This window comes from Microvirga sp. GN3 (assembly GCF_055792825.1).
This window is the reverse complement of record NZ_JBVVAK010000004.1, coordinates 1-18,550: the sequence shown is the minus strand read 5'-3', so window position 1 is coordinate 18,550 and position 18,550 is coordinate 1. Positions and strand designations below refer to the sequence as shown.

Below are 18,550 nucleotides of genomic sequence, written 5' to 3'. Positions count from 1 at the left end.
GCTATCAATGCTCACCTTCCGCACGATCAAGTCGCTGACCCAGTGCCTGAAAGGCTACCGCGCCTCGGGCCTGCGGGTCGGCTTCGTGCCCACCATGGGCTTCCTGCACGCGGGCCATCGGGCGCTCATCGATGAGAGCGTCGCCCGCTGCGACATCACGGTCGTGAGCATCTTCGTCAATCCCACCCAGTTCGGGCCGAACGAGGATCTTGACCGCTACCCGCGTGCCCTGGAGCAGGATCACCAGCTCTGCCGCAACGCGGGGGTGAACCTGATCTTCGTGCCGGATGCCGGCGAGATCTACCCAACCGGCTTCCAGACGTACATTGAGCCTGGGCCGATCGCCGCGCCGCTGTGCGGTGCCGTCCGGCCCGGGCATTTCCGCGGCGTGGCCACCGTGGTCACCAAGCTGTTCAACATCGTGCAGCCGGAGGTGGCCTTCTTCGGCCAGAAGGACTTCCAGCAATGCGCCGTGATCCGGCAGCTGGTGCGCGATCTCAATCTGCCCATCGAGGTCGTCACGGTGCCGACCGTGCGCGAGCCGGATGGGCTGGCGCTGAGCAGCCGCAACAGCTACCTGAGCCCCACCGATCGCGAGCGCGCCCGCTGCCTCAGCCGGGGCCTGTTAGCCGCACTTTCAGCCTTCCGCCAGGGGGAGCGGGATAGCGGCAGGTTGATCGAGATCGCACAGGCTCACATGACCGAGGTTGATCAGCTGCAATATCTCGAGCTGCGGGATGCCAGGACCTTGGATGCCGTCCCAGGATTGGTCGAACAGCCGGCCGTGCTGTGCGTCGCTGCCACTGTCGGGGCCACGCGCCTGATCGACAACGTGCTCCTGATCCCTCCGCCGACAGCTCTGTCCGATCACGAGCTCGAGTTGGTCTCGCATGCTCTCGATCGACAGGCCACCGCCGATGCGGAAGGGTCGCGATCGTCATGACGCCACAATCCTGGCCCCATGCCCTTGTTCAGGAGCTGAGCACCCGGCTGACCGCTGGCGCAATGGCGACGGAAACCCTTCTGGCCTGGTGCGACGAGCATGGCCTCTCGCACGGGCCGATCACCGTCGAGGTCCGTCAGCGGTTCACGCCTGCGGTGATCCCGGACGACGTCGAAACGGCTCTTGAACCCGCTGCGGACGAGACCATTCAGTACCGGCAGGTTCGAATGGTGCGTAGTACGCTGCCGCTCGCGATAGCGGAGAATTGGTTCGTGCCGCAACGCCTCCCTGCGGACATGAACAGTCGTCTGCAGACAACCGATGTTCCGTTCGGGACCGTCATCGCGCCACTTCATCCTTTCCGTCGCACACTCTCGGTGCGCTCCGCGCTTTTCAGGAGTGGACCATCTGCAGCTCCAGCATGGCTTGGCAGCTCATTCTATGAGGTGGCTCGGTTTGTCTGAACAGCGTTTTCGGCTGGATAAGTGGAGTGTCTGCCGGGGTTAGGCTGCCGCAAGCTGCGGCAGCGGGATGAAGTAGGCCTGATCGGGTGTCCTCCGGTCAAGGCTCGAATGGGGCCTCCGTCCATTGTAAAAGGTCAGATAGCGGCCAATCGAAGCGCGGGCCTCGGATACGCTGTCGTAGGCTTTCAGATACACCTCCTCGTATTTGATGCTGCGCCACAGGCGCTCGACAAACACGTTGTCGCGCCAAGCGCCCTTGCCGTCCATGCTGATCGCGATCTCGTTCTTGCGCAGCACGCTGGTGAAGTCGTGGCTGGTGAACTGACTTCCTTGATCTGTGTTGAAGATCTCGGGCCGACCATAGCGGGCCAGCGCTTCCTCCAGAGCCTCGATGCAGAACGCCGCATCCAGAGTGATGGACAGCCGCCAGGCCAGAACCCGCCGGCTGAACCAGTCGACCACCGCCGCCAGATAGACGAAGCCGCGAGCCATGGGAATGTACGTAATGTCCATGGCCCAGACCTGGTTCGGGCGGGTGATCGGCAGCTTGCGCAGGAGATAAGGATAGACCTGATGCCCGGGCGCGGGCTTGGAGGTGTTGGGCTTGCGATAGAGCGCCTCGATGCCCATCCGCTTCATCAGCGTAGAGACATGCAGGCGTCCGACCGTGAAGCCCTCCGCCAGCAGCAGGTCGCGCAGCATCCGGCTGCCCGCAAACGGATACTCCAGATGCAACTCGTCCATCCGCCGCATGAGGGCCAGATCGGCCGCCGAGGCAGGCTGCGGTCGATAATAGAGGCTGCCCCGGCTGATCCCGAGGGCCTCGGCTTGCCGGGTCAGCGGCAGGGCATGTGATCGGTCGATCATCGCTTTGCGCTCGGCCACACTCCGGCTTTGCCGAGCGCGCTTTCCAAAAAATCGTTGACCAGCGTCAGCTCGCCGATCTTGGCGTGCAGGGTCTTCACATCCACCGGCGGGGCGTCAGCTCCCGCCTTGGGCTCAGGCCCGAATACCCCGGCGGCTCCGTCGAGGAGCTGGGCCTTCCACTGAGTGATCTGGTTGGGGTGCACGTCGAACTGCTGGGCCAGTTCGGCTAGGGTCTTCTCGCCCTTCACGGCGGCCAGGGCCACTTTGGCCTTGAAAGCCGGAGAGTGGTTCCGGCGCGGTCTCTTGCTCATCGTTTCTCCTGTTCAGCCGCCATTCTGGCCGCAGTCAGGCAGAAACTCCACTTATCCCGCTGTCCAAATTTCCCGAGCCAGCTCTCTATGATCCGCACCCTGAAGTCATCCTGGAGCATAGTGCCGTAATCCTCAGTGCCTCCGGAGCAGCGCTGGCGTTCGTGAGAGAACGGTTTCTGTCGGACCTTGTTTGCCTCCGCGGTATCGGCTCATAATCGAGCGCGTTAACCGCTCCACGTTGTCACTCACTGATGACCACTTATCTCGTATGCTGGGAGTACAAAGATCAATCATCAGCCTCGTCATGAACGAACTCCAATCAACCGGTTCAATCAAGCAGGGCCGCGGCTTCGTCACGATTAGCGATCGCTCCCGCTTCGAACAGCTTGTGTGCAAATGCTACAAGCCTTTGGATCAGTTCTCTGACATGAGTGAGCCGTAAGGGTTGGAACGCTATTTTGTCCGAGCTAGAGGAGAACTATTCCTCGGCTTGATAACGACCGTTTGGTCTCCCGCGTGAGTGATGATCTTCCATGATCTATAGCTTTAACGAGAATCCTCTGGCAAAACGGCCCACGTTTTAATGACACCTTCCGGCCTCTCAAGCACCTCGTTGTTCGCCTGCTTGGCCTCTTTCAAGACGTCCAGTGGAATAGAACATTATCCATAGAAGACTGCAGCAAATTCTAATAGGATCCTAAGTCGGGATAGGCTGAAGAGGGAAGAGAGCAAGAGCAGAGCCAATATGGATTAGACTATACATTATGTCCTAAGACTGTGTGGTTTCAAACAATAGTACTGTGTGTTTTCAGACAATCAGCAAGATTGCGGTAGAAAATATAGTCTCGTAATCGATTACATGGGCAGAGTATGATTTCTAATTCAAATACATGATGATAAATACTTCGCGCGACTCGCGTGTGTCCTCAACAGGCGCGATGTCGTTCCTCTGAGGAAAGTCGTTCCTCCCGAACTTGGGCTGCTGGTGACGGCAGCCCTTTTTTAACCTGACTTGAGGATTCTGATGGCACGCAAGAGGGTGACCCGCGCCGATCTGGCCGAGGCCGTGTACCGACACGGCGCCGTCACAAAGGACTATGCCGCAGATCTGGTTGACCAAGTTATCAAAGCAGTTTTCACCGCGCTGGTAGAAGGCGAGAACGTTAAACCCTTGTCTTTTGGTGTCGTCACGGTGCGCAGTAGGAGCAAGCGCATGGGGCGCAATCACAGAACGGGAGTGGAAGTGCCCATCCAGCCGCGTCGGATCATTCTCTTTAGCGCCTCGCCGCTTCCCAAGGCACATCTCTACCGAGCTTCCTCTCGGCTATCTGGTCCCGATGAGCAGCACATCGAAGTCCCGGAGGGCGCGCAACATGAAACGACGACTTAAGCCAGAACAGGAGTGGAGCATCACAGCCAGTGCTGTTTATGGCTGGTTGACTGGATTTACAGCGAGCGGTGTCCATCAGATTCGATCCGAGCTCCCAAACGAAACTCCGGACAACGTTTATATGCACGCTGTGACGGCCGTTGTGAGTGCGGGTGCATCGCGAACGATGCCGCTCTTATGGACAGGAGACCACAAGCAATGACGCTGCAGCAGATCGAGGCCGTGGCTCAAGCCTTCTACGAGAGCCAAGATGACACGCGTGGGTGGGATTTGGAACCCGAGCCAGTCAGAGCCCGATATCGTGCCTATGCCGAAGAGGCGATCGCGATGCTTCAAGAATATGATCGGTCGGCTTGCTCCACCAGCCTGACGTCATCACAACATGAGCTCGGACATAAACTTGCTGCCTCGAGGGTAGCTTAGGCAAAGCGTTACAGTCGAGGGGATCGTGCCGGAATTGAACGTGCCGCAGGGTCTGTGGCCCGGCCCGTGAATTAGCCATCTGCTCAAAGCAGCTATCAGTTGTAATGCCGCACCGCCGATTCGTGCAGGCATCTTCCCGGCGTATAGGGGAGTCCGTCGGGTGAGTTGAACCAGGACCGTCAGCAACAACGTCAGGTGAACCTTATGGCTGAGCGCAGCGAGCAGGATCCGCCGCGATTTTCAAATAGCCTCAACCCGGATCAAGGGCAGGTGGGACTCCACATTGGGCGTGCGCTCGCGGGTCTGTACGGGGATGTACTCGACGCACCGCTTCCACCGCGTCTCCAGGCATTGGTCGAGCAGCTCACACGAACCTCCTCGCCGGCCCAACCGCCCCCGTCCGAGGCGAACCAGAGCTCGTCCCACGCGAAGGGCGGTGACCGCTACTACTTCGACACCCGGTGTGACGATGAGCGGTGGTGCACCGATGCGGATGGAATCGATCTCGCCGCTCCGGAGGAGGCGCGTCGGACAGCCCTGCAGACGGCAGGCGAGCTCGCCAAAGAGTGGATCCATCAGCACAGGCGGATTACGGTCCGCGTCAGAAACGCGCAACCCGAGCCGCTTCTGGTCGTGGATGTCCGTGTAGCGGAGTCCAGACGGGGTTAGGGCAGGCGCCGAACGTCATGTGCAAGCAGGCGAACGCGCGCAGATGTGATGACGCCGCGGTGACGAACAGGAGCAGCGTTCGTCAATGCATACCACGCCACGAACACGAAATTGTCCGCTGCAGCGTCGACCGGACATATGATCACAACTTGCTATAGCCGACTCGGACCGAGAGTGGGATTCAGATCTGTCTCGACCTTACAAACCGCCCTTGCCAGATTAGCTCGGTGGGGGAAGAGCCGCCAGAGCGCTCGACGCTCAGTCGTTCACCTTACATTGAGCGAGCAGACAGCAGGGATTCAAGCGATCCAAGTGGATTGATGCTCGGACACGACTTGGAGAGTGGTATCCATGACATACCTTCTGGTTCAGCTGGCTCCCGACAGCTACGATCTTGGACTTGATGAGAGGATCATGGCGCGTCATGCGCATCGGTCATCGCGCCGGTGAGATCACTTGGATCGCCAAGTCGCTTCACGATCAATCCTACGACCAGCTGCCACAACCCTTGCGCCGAATGGAGCACGCATTTGCGAGTCTGGGAGAGCTCCGTGCTTGGCTACGCATCGAACTCTGAACCGAATAGGATCGCGCATGAGGAAGGTTGTCGCCGGAAAGCTGCATGGCATCCATCTCACGTAAGCCAAACTGAACTATCATGGGTTGATCACCTTCGACCCTGACCACTGCGAAGAGGTCGACTTCGCGCCATGGAGTTCATCGAGATCTGGAACAAGAACTCTGGGGCCGGGATCTCGACCTATGTCATCCTCGGCAAGTGTGGCTTCCGCTGCTGTATCCTGAATTGGACCGCGGCGCGCACCTGTCAACCGGGAGATCCCGCCATCATCTGCAACTCAGTCTACATCCCTGGGAGCCAGGTCACTGAGATCCCGCCGAAGATCCTGACCTTCGACCGCGACAACCATGTCATCGAGCATCTCACAATCAGACCTCCCGGGATATGCAGGGACGCTGCCGCTTCTCGATCTTGGATGAGTTTGGCACCAGACAGCCGGCTCCCCTCGTCACGGCGGCCGGCCGCTAGCAGCACCCGCCACGATGCACGTCCTGGTACAACTCGGTTGTAGCTTTCATCGTTCGATATGACGAACTTATCTGTCGCTCTTGAGCCATTCGAGGCCTCAAGCCAAGCCCTGTTTGGCCGCTCCGCCGGGGTGAATAGCTCCTCGGTCACCCGCGGGCACAATCGCTCTCCTCGATTGCTGTCGGCAAATCTTATCCTTGGCGGAAACACTGTGGTTCGCGTTGTCTCCGGCTCGAGCAGCGCAAGCGTATTGAGCAAAAATTACTCCCCTCTCAAGTCAAGATCGAGCATTTCTTCTCCGATTCCCTGTTTTTTAAAAAGAACGTTTCCGTTGACTTGGGACGGGACTTGGCTTCACGTTGGGCCGCATCTTTTACTGACTGACCATAGGCAGAACATGAGCGCCGAAGCCTTCGCGAAAGTGCAAGAATTCCAAGATATTGGTCCTCGTGATACTTCTTACCGCCAGAGCGGGTACGAGGCTTTGGCGAAGCGCTTTCGGCCGGTGTTCGACAGGATTGCCGAAGGAGCTGTCGAGAGGGAGAGGAATCGCACTCTCCCTCGGGAGCCGATCCAATGGCTTAAGGAGGCTGGCTTTGGCGCGGTTCGGGTTCCTGTGGAGTATGGCGGCGGTGGGGCGACCCTCTCGGAGCTGACGCGCTTGCTGATCGAATTGGCCGAGGCGGACTCGAATCTCCCGCAGGCTCTGCGCGCCCATTTCGGCTCTGTCGAGGACAGGCTCGTGTCCCAACCGGGAGCGGAGCGGGATGCTTGGCTCAAGCGCTTCGTCGCCGGCGAAATCGTGGGCGGCGCGTGGACCGAAATCGGCAACGTGAAACTCGGTGATGTCAGCACCAAGGTCACGCCGTCGGGAGACCATTGGCTCTTGAACGGCACCAAGTACTACAGCACCGGCAGCATCTTTGCCGACTGGATCGGTGTCTATGCGCAACGTGCGGACACAGGAGCCGATGTGATCGCGATCGTCAGCACTCATCAACCTGGGGTCGAGCAGTTCGACGACTGGAATGGATTTGGCCAGCGAACGACCGGGAGCGGAACCACCGTTTTCAAGAATGCGTCCGTAGAGCGCGCGCACGTCACCGATTTCAGTGCGCAATTCAAATATCAGACCGCCTTCTACCAGTTGGTGTTGGTCGCTGTGCTCGCAGGAATTGTCAGAGCAGCAGAGCGGGACGTGTCCCAAGAGGTTCGAGCCCGGACTCGTGTCTACAGCCACGGCAACGCCCGCCGGCCCGCCGAGGACATTCAGATCCAACAAGTCGTGGGACGTATCGCTGCTGCCGCCTATGCGGCCGAGGCTATCGCCGTTCGCGCCGGTGAAGCCGTACAGGCTGCTTACGAGGCCTCCTTCACGAGCCATGCAGGCAGCGAGCCGGAAGCGCATACCTCCGCCGAGATCGAGGCCGCCAAGGCCCAGGTCGCTATCGCCGATATCGTGCTGCGCGCAACCGGAGATCTCTTCAACGCACTCGGCGCCTCGGCCACGGCGGACGACAAGGCTCTCGATCGCCACTGGCGCAACGCGCGGACAGTGCTGAGCCACAACCCCCTGATCTACAAGGAAAAGATCCTGGGTGATTGGACCCTGAACCGTGGCGAGCCGGTCTATGTCTGGCAGATCGGCCAAGGCTAGCAGCCAGCCTGCATGAAGCACTCGGCCCTTCGCGGGCCTCATGAAACAAGACGTGCACACCGGAGTCGGATCCAATGAGTAAGACCATTCGCTTCAACGCATTCGACATGAACTGCGTTGGCCACCAATCCCCCGGCCTTTGGACGCACCCCCGCGATCGGTCATGGCACTACAAAGACCTTGGGTATTGGACTGACCTCGCGAAGATCCTGGAACGCGGGATCTTCGACGGGATCTTTATTGCCGACGTCATCGGGTACTACGACGTCTACAAAGGCTCCAACTACCACGCCCTTGAGCAAGCGGCTCAGATCCCGGTCAATGACCCGTTGCAGCTCGCGGCGCCCATTGCGCTTGCGACCGAACACCTTGGGATCGGGATCACGGCGTCGACATCCTTTGAGCACCCCTATACATTCGCCCGCCGTCTCTCGACGGCGGACCATCATACCAAGGGACGTATCGGCTGGAACATCGTCACCTCCTACCTCGAAAGCGGGGCCAAGAACATCGGCGAAGGCGGTCTGCGTCGCCACGACAATCGCTATGACGTTGCCGCCGAGTACCTGGAGGTGCTCTACAAGCTCTTCGAGGGAAGCTGGGAGGAAGGAGCGGTCGTAAGGGACCGGGACCGGCGGATCTTCACCATTCCGGAGAAGGTGCACGAAATCGGGCACAAGGGACGCTATTTCGAAGTGCCCGGCTATCACCTGTGCGAACCGTCCCCGCAGCGCACCCCCGTGCTTTATCAGGCAGGTGCGTCAGGGCCGGGCAAAGCCTTCGCGGCCCATCATGCCGAATGCGTGTTCGTCGGCGCCCCGACAAAGCCTGCGCTGAAAGCCTATGTCGCAGACGTCCGCCGCCAGGCAGCCGAGGCCGGGCGGAACGCAAGCAAGATCCTGATCTACACCCTTGTCACCATCATTGTCGACGAGACCGACGCGAAGGCCCAGGCGAAGTTTGAGGAGTACAAGCGCTACACGTCTTACGACGGGGCGCTGGTCTTTATGTCCGGCTGGAGCGGCATCGATTTTGGCCAGTACGCGCCGACCGATCTCGTCAAGAAGGTTGAGACCAACGCCATCGTTTCCGTCGTCGAGACTCTCGCAGGCGGCGGAAGATCCTGGACGATCGAGGAGCTCGCGCGCTGGGGCGGGATCGGCGGCTTTGGACCGGTCTTCGTCGGCTCGCCTGCCACTGTCGCCGACATCCTGCAGGAATGGATCGACGAGACGGACGTGGACGGCTTCAACCTCGCCTACGCGGTAACGCCCGAGAGCTTCGAGAACGTGGTCGAGTTCCTCGTTCCCGAGCTTCAGCGGCGCGGATCTTACCCGACCTCCTACAAACCAGGCACGTTGCGCGAGAAGCTGTTCGGCGAAGGCGCTTATCTGCCGGAGACCCATCCGGGTGCACAGTACCGAGACATCGAGGCTGTCAAGCGCCGTGAGGCAGAACCCGCCGACAGTCACACCCATGGGAATCGACTTGCAGCGGCAGGAGAATAACAGATGGCAAGCGCGATCCTCCAGCTGCGCGACGTCTCGCTCTCGTTCAAAGGGATCAAGGTGCTAAGTGACCTGAGCTTCGATGTCGTCAAGGGCGAGATCTGCGCTCTCATCGGTCCGAACGGAGCGGGCAAGAGCTCGCTCCTCAACATCATCACCGGCGTCTATCGGGCCGATGCCGGTGAGATCGTCTTCGAGCGCAAGCGTTTCGGGAAGATCACTCCCTTGGCGGCAGCACGGCGGGGCATCGGCCGGACGTTTCAGCACAACGCGCTGTTCAGCCGGTTGACCGTTCTTGAAAACGTGCTCACAGGATTGACGCGGCATAGCAGGACCAACCTCGTCGAGCACACGTTCGGCCTTCCTCGTGACCGAAACGAGGAAAAGGACTTTCGCCAGCGCGCGGATCGCATGATCGAGAGCCTCGACCTGACGGCATACCGCGACGCCGTCGTTTCGACATTGCCTTATGGCGTGCAAAAGCGTGTTGACCTGGCGCGAGCATTGGTGGGGCGGCCGGCCCTGCTGTTGCTCGACGAACCGATGGCGGGAATGAACCATGACGAGAAGCGACGGATGGCGCGCTTCATCGCCGACGCCAACCGGGATCTTGGCACGACGGTGGTGCTGATCGAGCACGACATCGGCGTGGTCATGGATTTGTCCGATCACGTTGTGGTGCTCGACTACGGAAGAAAGATCGGGGACGGCCATCCTGACGAGGTGCGCCGGAACCCGGACGTCATCGCCGCTTATCTCGGCGCCGTTCATTAAGGTGTGACATGAACTTCTTTATCGAAACACTGGTCGGCGGCCTTTTGGCGGGCGTCATGTACTCTCTCGTCGCAATCGGGTTCGTTCTGATCTACAAAGCGTCCGGCGTCTTCAACTTCGCCCAAGGGTCGATGGTCCTCTGCGCGGCGCTGACCTTCGTGACGCTGACCGAGACTGGTCTGAACTGGTGGCTCGCGTTGCTCGTGAGCCTCGCGATCATGGTGGTGATCGGCATTGCGGTCGAACGCCTGGTTCTGCGCCCGCTCGTCAACCAGCCTCAGGTCACGCTGTTCATGGCGACCCTCGGATTGAGCTTCGTCATCGAGGGACTTTCCCAGATCATCATGGGCGCCAGCGTTCATGAGCTTGATCTCGGGATCGTCGACGTGCCGGTTGAGTTTGGCCCGATCCAGGTCAGCCAGTTCGACCTTGTGGCCGCAGCAACCGCCGGGCTCCTCGTCGTCGCCCTGTCCCTTCTCTTCAGCAAGACGCGGATCGGGATCTCCCTGAGAGCCATCGCCGACGACCCCCAGGCTGCTCTGTCGGTGGGCATCCGCCTGCAGCTCCTGTGGCGGATCGTCTGGGGCGTCGCCGGGTCAGTCGCTCTCGTGGCAGGATTGCTGTGGGGCGCGCGACAGGGCGTCCAGTTCTCCCTGACGTTCGTCGTCCTGAAGGCTCTGCCGGTCCTCATCATCGGAGGATTTACGTCGATCGCCGGTGCAATTGTCGGCGGACTGATCGTGGGGGCGGGCGACAGTTTGGCCGAGATCTACCTTGGCCCAATCCTCGGCGGCAGTGTCTCGACGTGGTTCGCGTATGTTCTGGCCGTCGCCTTTCTCCTTGCCCGTCCGGCGGGCCTGTTTGGCGAACGGGCCATCGAAAGGGTCTGATCCATGTCTTCCTCCATCGGCTCCGACGCACCCACTGGGCTTGTTGCCTCGCCTGCGGCCTATGCCGACAGGAAGCGGGTTGCCGCCACATGTGCGATCGCTTTGATCGGGGTGGCTTTTGGCCTCGTCCCTCTCAGCGGCAGCGACTATTGGCTTAACGCCATCCTCATCCCGTTTCTGATCATGTCGCTGGCCGGGCTCGGGTTGAACATCATGATGGGCTACGCCGGGCAAGCGTCGCTTGGCACCGGTGCGTTCATGGCGGTGGGCGCTTACGCCACCTACAATATCCTCCTCCGCCTCCCAGAGCTCCCACTCCCCATCAGCCTGCTCGCCGGGGGCCTGATTGCAGGCTTGGTCGGACTGATCGTCGGGTTGCCGAGCCTGCGCATCAAAGGCTTCTACCTGGTGGCCACCACGTTAGCGGCGCAGTTCTTCCTGGAGTGGATGTTCAACCAGTATGGCTGGTTTTCGAACTACTCCACATCGACGTCGATTTCGGCACCGCGGCTGACCCTTCTCGGCCAGGACCTCAACACGCCGGTCGGGCGCTATCTTCTGACACTCGTGACGGTGAGCCTCGTAGTGGCCGTCGCCTGGAAGCTCGTGCGGAGTCAGACCGGGCGAAACTGGATGGCGATCCGTGACATGGACACGGCGGCTGCAATCATCGGAATCCCGGTCGGGCAGGGGAAGCTGAGTGCCTTCTTCATCGGCGCACTGATCTGCGGTCTGGCTGGGGCGCTTTGGGCCTTCGCCTATCTCGGGACCGTCGACGCGCGCAGCTTCAATCTCGATCGGTCTTTCCAGGTCATGTTCATCGTCATCATCGGCGGCCTGGGAAGCTTGATCGGCAACGTCCTCGGTGCGGCCTTCATCATCCTCCTTCCCATCCTGATCGACCACCTCGCCGATGATCTGTTGGGTGGGGCAATCGATGCCGGGCAATTGGAGAACTTCCAGAAAGTCCTCTTCGGAGCCCTGATTATTTGGTTCCTGATCAAGGAGCCGCATGGCCTGGCGGCCCTCCTCGGGCGACTCCTGCGGCGGCTGCAAGCCCTCGTTTCTCGCTAACGTCCATCCTCAACCATCCTCAAGAACGGAGATTTGTTCATGTCCCTGCGCATAGGAAAGCCGTGGCGTGCTGTTGCGCTCGCCCTCTTTGGCCTCTCGCTTACCGCGAGCCCGCCCGCCTCAGCCCAAGAGGCCAAGAGGCAGTATGTGCCGCTCGCGACATACCGGGTCGGGGCTTACGCCTCGAGCGGAATCCCGGCCTGGGCCGGCGTGATCGACTATCTCCGCTATGTCAACGAGGTCGAGGGCGGCATCAACGGCGTGAAGCTGTTCTGGGACGAGTGCGAGACCAACTGGGATGTCGAGAAGGGCGTCGAGTGCTACGAGCGCGTGAAGAGCGGCAAAGACGGATCGCCCGTGCCGATCTTCCTGCCCCACGGCGATCCGATCTCAAAGGCCCTGACCGAGAAGTCCGTCGCCGACAAGATCCCCCTCATGACCCTCGCGTATGGGCGGACTGAGTCGATCGACGGCCGTATTTTTCCCTATTCCTTTCCGGTGATGTTCAGCTTCTGGAGCGAGGCCTCCTCTGTCATCAACTTCATTGCCGAAAAGCAGGGCGGGAAGGACAAGCTGAAGAGCCTGAAGATCGTCACCCTTTATCATGACAGTCCGTATGGCAAGGAGACCCAAACGCCCCTCGCCCACCTCGCCAAGACGTACGGGTTCGAGGACATTCAGGTCCCGGTGCCGCATCCCGGCAATGACCAGTCGGCCCAATGGGCGAAAATCCGTCAGCTCAAGCCGGACTGGGTCTTCCTGCGCGGCTGGGGCGTGATGACACCCGTTGCGATCAAGACCGCCGCCAAGGTCGGCTTCCCTGTCGATCATATCATTGGCGGCATTTGGTCGGGCTCCGAAGAGGATGTGCGCCCCGCCGGGGCGGTCGCCAAGGGCTATCTCGCCATCACGCCGTTTCCGGCCGGCTCTGATTTCGAGATCCACAAGAAGCTCAAGGAACATATCCTCGACAAGGGCCTCAGTGACCTGAAGGACCTGAAGAGCTTCGGTTCGGTCTACTACAATTCCGGGGTCAACGAGGCGATCATCACCGTCGAGGCGATCCGTACAGCGCAGAAGAAGTTCGGCGCCCGTCCGATCAACGGCGAGGAAGCGCAGTGGGGGCTTGAAAACCTGAACTTGCAGGATGCCCGCCTCAAGGAAATTGGCGCCCTCGGCCTGTTGCAGCCTCTGAAGCTGTCAATCAAGGACCATGAGGGTGGCGGTGCGGGCAAGGTCCTGCAGTGGGATGGCGCCAAGTGGACCGTCGCCAGCGATGGCTGGGTCAGATCGGACAGGGAGCTGCTTCTGCCCTTGATCTACGAGCGCGCCGCCGCCTACGCCAAGGAGAAGGTCATCACCCCCCGGAGCGAAGCGGTGAACTAGAACCTGCCTGATCGTTGAAGCGACGGACGGGCTTCGGCCCGTCCGTCAGCCTGACGCATAACGCGAGTACCATTCCACGGAAAGCCCAATGAGCGACACTGAACCTTTTCTGAGCGTCCGGGACGCGGAGGCGGTCTATGGCCAGTCCATCCTGGCCCTTGACGGCATATCGATCACGGTGGAGCAGAGCTCGATCGTGGCGCTGCTCGGGGCCAACGGCGCGGGCAAGACAACGACCCTGAGGGCGATCTCCAATCTGCTTGCGTCCGAGCGCGGGCGCCTCAGCCGAGGTGCGATCACCTGGCGGGGGCAGTCCATCACCGCGCTCGATCCTGCGGCCCTTGTCGGGAAGGGCATCGTTCAGGTTCTGGAGGGACGCCATGTCTTTCCCCAGCTGACAGTCGAGGAGAACCTGCTGACGGGAGCATTTCTTCGTAAGCCGAGCCGCCGGCAAATCAACGAAGACCTTGACCGCGTCTACACCTGGTTCCCGCGACTGAACGAGAGACGCCGCACAAGGGCCGGTCTCACTTCGGGCGGTGAGCAGCAGATGGTTGCGATTGGACGTGCGCTGATGACCCGGCCGACGCTGGTATTGCTCGATGAGCCTTCGATGGGTTTGGCCCCTATCGTCGTTGAAGAAATCTTTGAGATCATCAAGACGCTCAACGAACAAGAAAAGGTAAGCTTCCTGCTCGCTGAGCAGAATGCCGCCCTGGCGCTGCAATACGCGGACCATGCGTATGTTCTTGAGACGGGCCGTGTGGTGCGATCAGGCCCGGCTGCGGAACTGCTGGCAAGGAATGATGATTTGAAAGAGCTTTACTTCGGCGCGTCAGCTTCCCCTCTGACGCATTGAGGGCGCCGAGTCCGCTCGCTCAATGGGGTCAGAAGATGTGTTCCTTGTAAGGTGATGGCCTAAGCTGAGAAGGAACTATCATCCATCAACCAGCGCTCGGCCCTCCATCCAAAGGTTCCCACAATGGCGAATGACGGTCTCGACCAATCCGCATCGACCAACATCCTTTCCGAAATCGATCAGAATCGAATCCTCGCCGCTGTCGATGAGGCCTTTGAAGCGCAGGTTGCTTTCCTGTCGGACCTGGTCCACTCCGCCTCGCTTCGAGGCCAGGAATCCGGAGTCCAGACACTGGTTGAAGCAGCGCTCCGGAAGCGAGGGTACGACGTCAATCGTCAGATAATCGATCAGGCGTTCATTGGTCAGCATCCGGCTTTTTCCCCGGCAACGATCAGCTATGAACATTCCTGGAATGTGATCGGAGCTCACAGCCCGGTGATCACCCAGGGACGATCCCTCATCCTGAATGCCCATGTCGATGTCGTGCCCACAGGCGATCCGAACCGGTGGCAAGACCCGCCTTTCGAACCGACGCGACATGGCGATTGGCTTTACGGCCGCGGCTCCGGCGACATGAAGGCGGGCCTGTCTGCCGCGATCTTCGCTCTCGATGCCATCAGGGCCGCCGGACTTGAACTGACAGCCCCGGTCCAGATCCATTCTGTCGTGGAGGAGGAAATTACCGGAAACGGAGCCGCGATGGCGTTGGCCAGTGGCCATGTTGCCGACGCGGTGCTGATTCCGGAGCCGACCGATGAGAAGCTTGTTCGGGCCAATTCCGGTGTGATCAAGTTTGCCGTTACGGTTCATGGCACCCCCGCCCATCCGCGTGACGTCAGTGGGGGTGTGAGCGCGCTCGAAGCGGCCATGCGGCTCATCGAACACTTGCGTACGCTTGAGACACGCTGGAATGAAGAACGAGTGACAAAGCCGTTCTTTGCGGACGTAGAAAATCCCGCGGCTCTGACGATTGGGACAATCAACGGCGGCGAGTGGATCGCATCGGTTCCAGCATGCTGCCGCTTTGAGGGGCGCATTGGCTTCTATCCTGGCGACGACCCTCAGGAGCGGGTGAGGGAATTCGAAGCCTTTATCGGCCTGATGGCTGCCGAAGATCCATTGGTTCAGCGCTGCCCAGACCCGGCCGTGGAGTGGGTCGGCGTCATGCATGCGGGCTATACGCTTGCTCCTGGTTCCGACGCCGAGGCTGTCCTCGCCAAAGCGCATGCCGCTGCCAATGCCCCCGGTGGCCTGCCCTTACAGGCTTACGTCATGGCGTGCTACCTCGATGCCGCCGTCTATGCTGTCCACGCGGGGATCCCCTCACTGGTTTACGGGCCTATCGCGGAGAACATCCATGCTATCGATGAGCGCGTCTCCCTCTCTTCGTTGCGGCGCGTGACGAAGACGATTGCGCTGTTCGTGGCAGCATGGTGCGGCGTTGGGGCCAGCGCAAGATCTGCTCCTGATTTGTGAGGTCCGACGACATCGTTTCAACTTTCCGATCGTCAGATCCACCTCTGAGATGCGATGCTGATCCTGTTGCTGCTGTGGATCTGACGAAGGCGCGTCGTGCGTGGGTCGAGCTCTATGCCGAGACCGGCGATGCTGGACTGGTTTGTCGCCGCTGCGGCATTTCTCGGCCCACGCTGCGCAAGTGGTGGCGCCGCTATCAGGCGGATGGCGAGGCAGGCCTCGTAGACCACAGCCGCCGCCCGTATCGTCTGGCCGCCCAGAAGGTCTTTGCCGACCAGGAAGCCCTCATCCTGTCGCTTCGCCGAGAAAGGCGGCTCGGGGTCAAGCAACTGCGCAATGAACTGATCCGGCAGCACGATCTGACGCTGTCACTCGACACCATCCACCGGACGCTCGTTCGCCATGGCGCGCAGGTGCTGAATTGGCCGCGACGCTGGCGCAAGGGCGAACGACGCTACAGCCGTCCGATCCCAGGTGATCGGGTCCAGATGGACGTCTGCAAGACCAGGCCTGGCGTCTATCAGTACACGGCGATCGACGACTGCAGCCGCTACAAGGTGCTCGGCGTTTACCGCCGCGCCACGGGCACCAACACCCTCGACTTTCTGGAGCGCCTCATCGAGGAGATGCCGTTTTCGATCCAGCGCCTCCAAACCGATCGCGGTCGCGAGTTCTTTGCCGAGGCGGTTCAGCAGCGTCTGATGGACTAGGCTATCAAGTTTCGGCCGATCCCGCCCCGGTCGCCGCATCTGAACGGCAAGGTCGAGCGGACGCACCGCGCTGATCGGGAGGAATTCTGGGACACGGTTGATCCGAAGGATCCGGAGATCGAGGCGAAGTTGTCGGAGTGGCAGCATCACTGGAACTGGCATCAGCCGCACACCGCGCTGGGCGGTCAGCCACCCATCGACCGTGTCTGCGAACTCCTCGACAAGATCCCTCTCGGCGAAGCTGTTGAGGCGGCCTACGTCGGCAGCCGCGAGCGCATCAGGATTGCCGATTACCGGCTGGACACCGCCCTGGCTCAGCTGAAATGATGTCCCCAGACCCTACGCCTAATCCCGATCTGTTCGATCATTGTGCCCATTCAGGTCGTCGCCTTCTCACACCCCCTTACCGACATCAGGCTGTTTGCTACAGGTCAGTCATGCAGCCACGGCCGGTGCCGGATTCCGATAATCCTCTTTTTTGGTGAGCATGGCCCAGATCGTCCGTGCCATCTTGTTTGCCAAGGCCACCGCCACGAGCATCCGCGGCTTTCTCGCCAGCATCTGTGCCAGCCACGAACCCTCAAGAATCGACTTGCGACCGAGCCAGTTCAGCCGCGACATCGCCCCAACGATGAGTAACTGGCGAATGTCAGCCTGCCCCTCCTTTGATACACGCCCGAGACGTTCCTTGCCCCCTGAGGAATGCTGACGTGGAACAAGGCCTAGCCAGGCCGCAAAGTCTCGACCACATTTGAAGCTAGCCATATCAGGGGCGAATGCTTCGATTGCCAGAGTGCTCAGCGGGCCGACCCCCGGTATCGTTTGCAGCCGTCTCGCTGTTCCGTCTTCCGCCGCCAATGTCTTGAGTAGCTCAGTCTTAGTCTCAATTCGTTCTGTCTTCCGGCCAATCTGGTCGATAAGGTCCTGACATTCCTGGCGGACCAGCTCGGGCAGGTCGCTGTTTGGCTCCTCGATGATCGCGTCGATGCGCTTGAGTTGGCCAATCCCTTGCGGGACGATGTGGCCGTATTCATAAAGAACCGCACGCAGTGCGTTCACTAGGTCGGTGCGCTGATGGACCAGGCGCTGCCGCGCCCGAAACAGGACCGCCTTGGCCTGCTGGTCTTCCGATTTCGGTTCGACGAAGCGCATCTCCGGGCGCTGGGCTGCGACCACGATCGCCTCGGCATCGGCTGCGTCGTTCTTCTGGCGCTTAACGAAGGGCTTCACATACTGCGGCGCGATCAGCTTCACCTCATGGCCGATTTTGGCCATCTCCCGTGCCCAATAATGGGCGCTGCCACAGGCTTCCATCACCACGACTGCCGGCGGGTGCTCGCTCATAAACTTCCGAAACTGCGAGCGTGACAGCTTCTTCCGAAACTTCAAGTGCCCCGCCATTGATGCGCCGTGGAGTTGGAATACCTGCTTCGCGAGATCCACTCCAATCATTGTATCTTTCACTTTGCCGTCCTCTCCGCCTGGTGGATGAAACCACCACATTCTTGGCACACTGCGATGCCGTCTGGGGAGGGCGGCAACCACCCCATCTGATCCAGCTCGCACCGGGCGCCTACGACCTCCTGCTGAATGCTGAGGTGATGGGAAGCGTCGTGAGAAGCGGATCACGACAGCCATACACATGAACTGCGGAGCTGCTTGAGGATTTGCCGCGGAGCAAGAGGCCTGTGCCCTTCAATAAGATTGAGCACACCTTCCCCTCATTGGAGGATCTCTGTGCTTGGCTCGGCGATCCGAAGGTGAAGACCAACAACCCACATGGCGACGCCTGGGACCGTTGAGCATCCTGCGACAGATGGGGTTGTCTAATCGCAGCCTCTTGATCAAGTCTTTTTTGAAATTGCTCGACAATACCATTGCCGATCGTTCGACGAATCACGAACAGAAGGTTGATATTGCGATCGCATTGCCTGTTCTTCTTGGCGCCAGTGATGGTCGCTTGCCGGGAGCACGGTTGTCTTCGCGGTCGACACCAGTTCGCCGCATGATGGTCTTCGCAGGTGGGCCTTCCAATGTATTCGACGCAGTCTGCGGGTCGATGACGCGCACCTGCAGTCCCATCAGCGGAATGACCTGACCT

General features: G+C 60.3%; 16 protein-coding genes and 2 pseudogenes. 15 read left to right on the top strand and 3 right to left on the bottom strand.

Features of this window, described 5'->3' with window-relative positions:
* The first annotated feature begins 7 nt into the window (after window positions 1-7).
* The gene (gene panC / locus ACS5Q1_RS03225; protein WP_473096844.1) at window positions 8-943 is read left to right on the top strand and encodes a pantoate--beta-alanine ligase; all 936 of its coding nucleotides are present in this window, start codon (window positions 8-10) and stop codon (window positions 941-943) included.
* Window positions 940-1,407: a hypothetical protein gene (locus ACS5Q1_RS03220; protein ID WP_473096843.1), complete on the top strand. Its 468-nt coding sequence runs from the start codon at window positions 940-942 to the stop codon at window positions 1,405-1,407. The genes panC and ACS5Q1_RS03220 overlap by 4 nt, the downstream gene beginning before the upstream one ends.
* A gap of 39 nt (window positions 1,408-1,446) precedes the next feature.
* Here the strand turns inward: ACS5Q1_RS03220 and ACS5Q1_RS03215 are convergent.
* Window positions 1,447-2,585 (bottom strand): IS3 family transposase gene (locus ACS5Q1_RS03215; RefSeq protein ID WP_473096842.1). Its coding sequence is split into 2 segments (ribosomal slippage): window positions 1,447-2,318 and window positions 2,318-2,585, totalling 1,140 coding nucleotides; the frame shifts between segments, so codons are not numbered across the junction.
* Window positions 2,586-2,775: 190 nt separating this feature from the next.
* On the opposite strand from ACS5Q1_RS03215, the gene ACS5Q1_RS03210 reads away from it, so the two are divergent.
* The 13 genes and pseudogenes from ACS5Q1_RS03210 (at window position 2,776) to ACS5Q1_RS03150 (ending at window position 16,776) form a co-directional block, all read left to right on the top strand.
* A complete protein-coding gene (locus tag ACS5Q1_RS03210) occupies window positions 2,776-3,027 on the top strand; it encodes a helix-turn-helix domain-containing protein (RefSeq protein ID WP_473096841.1) in 252 nt (83 codons plus the stop codon).
* Window positions 3,028-3,609: 582 nt separating this feature from the next.
* Window positions 3,610-3,975 (top strand): HU family DNA-binding protein, encoded by a 366-nt coding sequence (locus ACS5Q1_RS03205; RefSeq protein ID WP_473096840.1) that lies wholly within the window; start codon window positions 3,610-3,612, stop codon window positions 3,973-3,975.
* A gap of 627 nt (window positions 3,976-4,602) precedes the next feature.
* Complete coding sequence (locus ACS5Q1_RS03200) at window positions 4,603-5,067, top strand: DUF6894 family protein (protein WP_473096839.1); 465 nt, start codon at window positions 4,603-4,605, stop codon at window positions 5,065-5,067.
* Between the two features lie 648 nt (window positions 5,068-5,715).
* Window positions 5,716-6,115, top strand: a pseudogene (locus ACS5Q1_RS03195) (aspartate 1-decarboxylase).
* Between the two features lie 484 nt (window positions 6,116-6,599).
* Complete coding sequence (locus tag ACS5Q1_RS03190) at window positions 6,600-7,772, top strand: acyl-CoA dehydrogenase family protein (RefSeq protein ID WP_473096838.1); 1,173 nt, start codon at window positions 6,600-6,602, stop codon at window positions 7,770-7,772.
* A 74-nt stretch (window positions 7,773-7,846) separates the two neighbouring features.
* On the top strand, window positions 7,847-9,280 hold the full coding sequence (locus ACS5Q1_RS03185) for an LLM class flavin-dependent oxidoreductase (protein WP_473096837.1): 1,434 nt from the start codon (window positions 7,847-7,849) through the stop codon (window positions 9,278-9,280).
* Window positions 9,281-9,283: 3 nt separating this feature from the next.
* Window positions 9,284-10,054 carry an ABC transporter ATP-binding protein gene (locus ACS5Q1_RS03180; protein ID WP_473096836.1) on the top strand — a complete coding sequence of 257 codons (771 nt, stop codon included), beginning with the start codon at window positions 9,284-9,286 and terminating at the stop codon, window positions 10,052-10,054.
* 8 nt (window positions 10,055-10,062) lie between these two features.
* Entirely contained in the window at window positions 10,063-10,944 is an 882-nt protein-coding gene (locus ACS5Q1_RS03175) for a branched-chain amino acid ABC transporter permease (RefSeq protein WP_473096835.1), read from the top strand.
* 3 nt (window positions 10,945-10,947) lie between these two features.
* Window positions 10,948-12,018 carry a branched-chain amino acid ABC transporter permease gene (locus tag ACS5Q1_RS03170; RefSeq protein WP_473096834.1) on the top strand — a complete coding sequence of 357 codons (1,071 nt, stop codon included), beginning with the start codon at window positions 10,948-10,950 and terminating at the stop codon, window positions 12,016-12,018.
* Window positions 12,019-12,057: 39 nt separating this feature from the next.
* The gene (locus ACS5Q1_RS03165; RefSeq protein ID WP_473096833.1) at window positions 12,058-13,404 is read left to right on the top strand and encodes an ABC transporter substrate-binding protein; all 1,347 of its coding nucleotides are present in this window, start codon (window positions 12,058-12,060) and stop codon (window positions 13,402-13,404) included.
* Window positions 13,405-13,492: 88 nt separating this feature from the next.
* A complete protein-coding gene (locus ACS5Q1_RS03160; RefSeq protein ID WP_473096832.1) occupies window positions 13,493-14,263 on the top strand; it encodes an ABC transporter ATP-binding protein in 771 nt (256 codons plus the stop codon).
* Window positions 14,264-14,386: 123 nt separating this feature from the next.
* Window positions 14,387-15,739 carry an ArgE/DapE family deacylase gene (locus ACS5Q1_RS03155; RefSeq protein ID WP_473096831.1) on the top strand — a complete coding sequence of 451 codons (1,353 nt, stop codon included), beginning with the start codon at window positions 14,387-14,389 and terminating at the stop codon, window positions 15,737-15,739.
* 74 nt (window positions 15,740-15,813) lie between these two features.
* Window positions 15,814-16,776 (top strand): annotated as a pseudogene (locus ACS5Q1_RS03150) (IS481 family transposase).
* Window positions 16,777-16,884: 108 nt separating this feature from the next.
* On the opposite strand, the gene ACS5Q1_RS03145 reads toward ACS5Q1_RS03150, so the two are convergent.
* Together ACS5Q1_RS03145 and ACS5Q1_RS03140 are read right to left on the bottom strand one after the other, a co-directional pair.
* Window positions 16,885-17,901, bottom strand: a complete 1,017-nt coding sequence (locus ACS5Q1_RS03145) for an IS110 family RNA-guided transposase (RefSeq protein ID WP_473096996.1) — start codon at window positions 17,899-17,901, stop codon at window positions 16,885-16,887.
* 444 nt (window positions 17,902-18,345) lie between these two features.
* Window positions 18,346-18,550 (bottom strand): hypothetical protein (locus tag ACS5Q1_RS03140; protein WP_473096830.1); only part of this gene is annotated, 205 nt, incomplete at its 5' end.

Coding starts and splice junctions, on each gene's coding strand:
- panC (WP_473096844.1), top strand. CDS start 8: ATGCTCACCTTCCGCACGATCAAGTCGCTGACCCAGTGCCTGAAAGGC.
- ACS5Q1_RS03220 (WP_473096843.1), top strand. CDS start 940: ATGACGCCACAATCCTGGCCCCATGCCCTTGTTCAGGAGCTGAGCACC.
- ACS5Q1_RS03205 (WP_473096840.1), top strand. CDS start 3,610: ATGGCACGCAAGAGGGTGACCCGCGCCGATCTGGCCGAGGCCGTGTAC.
- ACS5Q1_RS03200 (WP_473096839.1), top strand. CDS start 4,603: ATGGCTGAGCGCAGCGAGCAGGATCCGCCGCGATTTTCAAATAGCCTC.
- ACS5Q1_RS03185 (WP_473096837.1), top strand. CDS start 7,847: ATGAGTAAGACCATTCGCTTCAACGCATTCGACATGAACTGCGTTGGC.
- ACS5Q1_RS03180 (WP_473096836.1), top strand. CDS start 9,284: ATGGCAAGCGCGATCCTCCAGCTGCGCGACGTCTCGCTCTCGTTCAAA.
- ACS5Q1_RS03175 (WP_473096835.1), top strand. CDS start 10,063: ATGAACTTCTTTATCGAAACACTGGTCGGCGGCCTTTTGGCGGGCGTC.
- ACS5Q1_RS03170 (WP_473096834.1), top strand. CDS start 10,948: ATGTCTTCCTCCATCGGCTCCGACGCACCCACTGGGCTTGTTGCCTCG.
- ACS5Q1_RS03165 (WP_473096833.1), top strand. CDS start 12,058: ATGTCCCTGCGCATAGGAAAGCCGTGGCGTGCTGTTGCGCTCGCCCTC.
- ACS5Q1_RS03160 (WP_473096832.1), top strand. CDS start 13,493: ATGAGCGACACTGAACCTTTTCTGAGCGTCCGGGACGCGGAGGCGGTC.
- ACS5Q1_RS03155 (WP_473096831.1), top strand. CDS start 14,387: ATGGCGAATGACGGTCTCGACCAATCCGCATCGACCAACATCCTTTCC.
- ACS5Q1_RS03145 (WP_473096996.1), bottom strand. CDS start 17,901: ATGATTGGAGTGGATCTCGCGAAGCAGGTATTCCAACTCCACGGCGCA.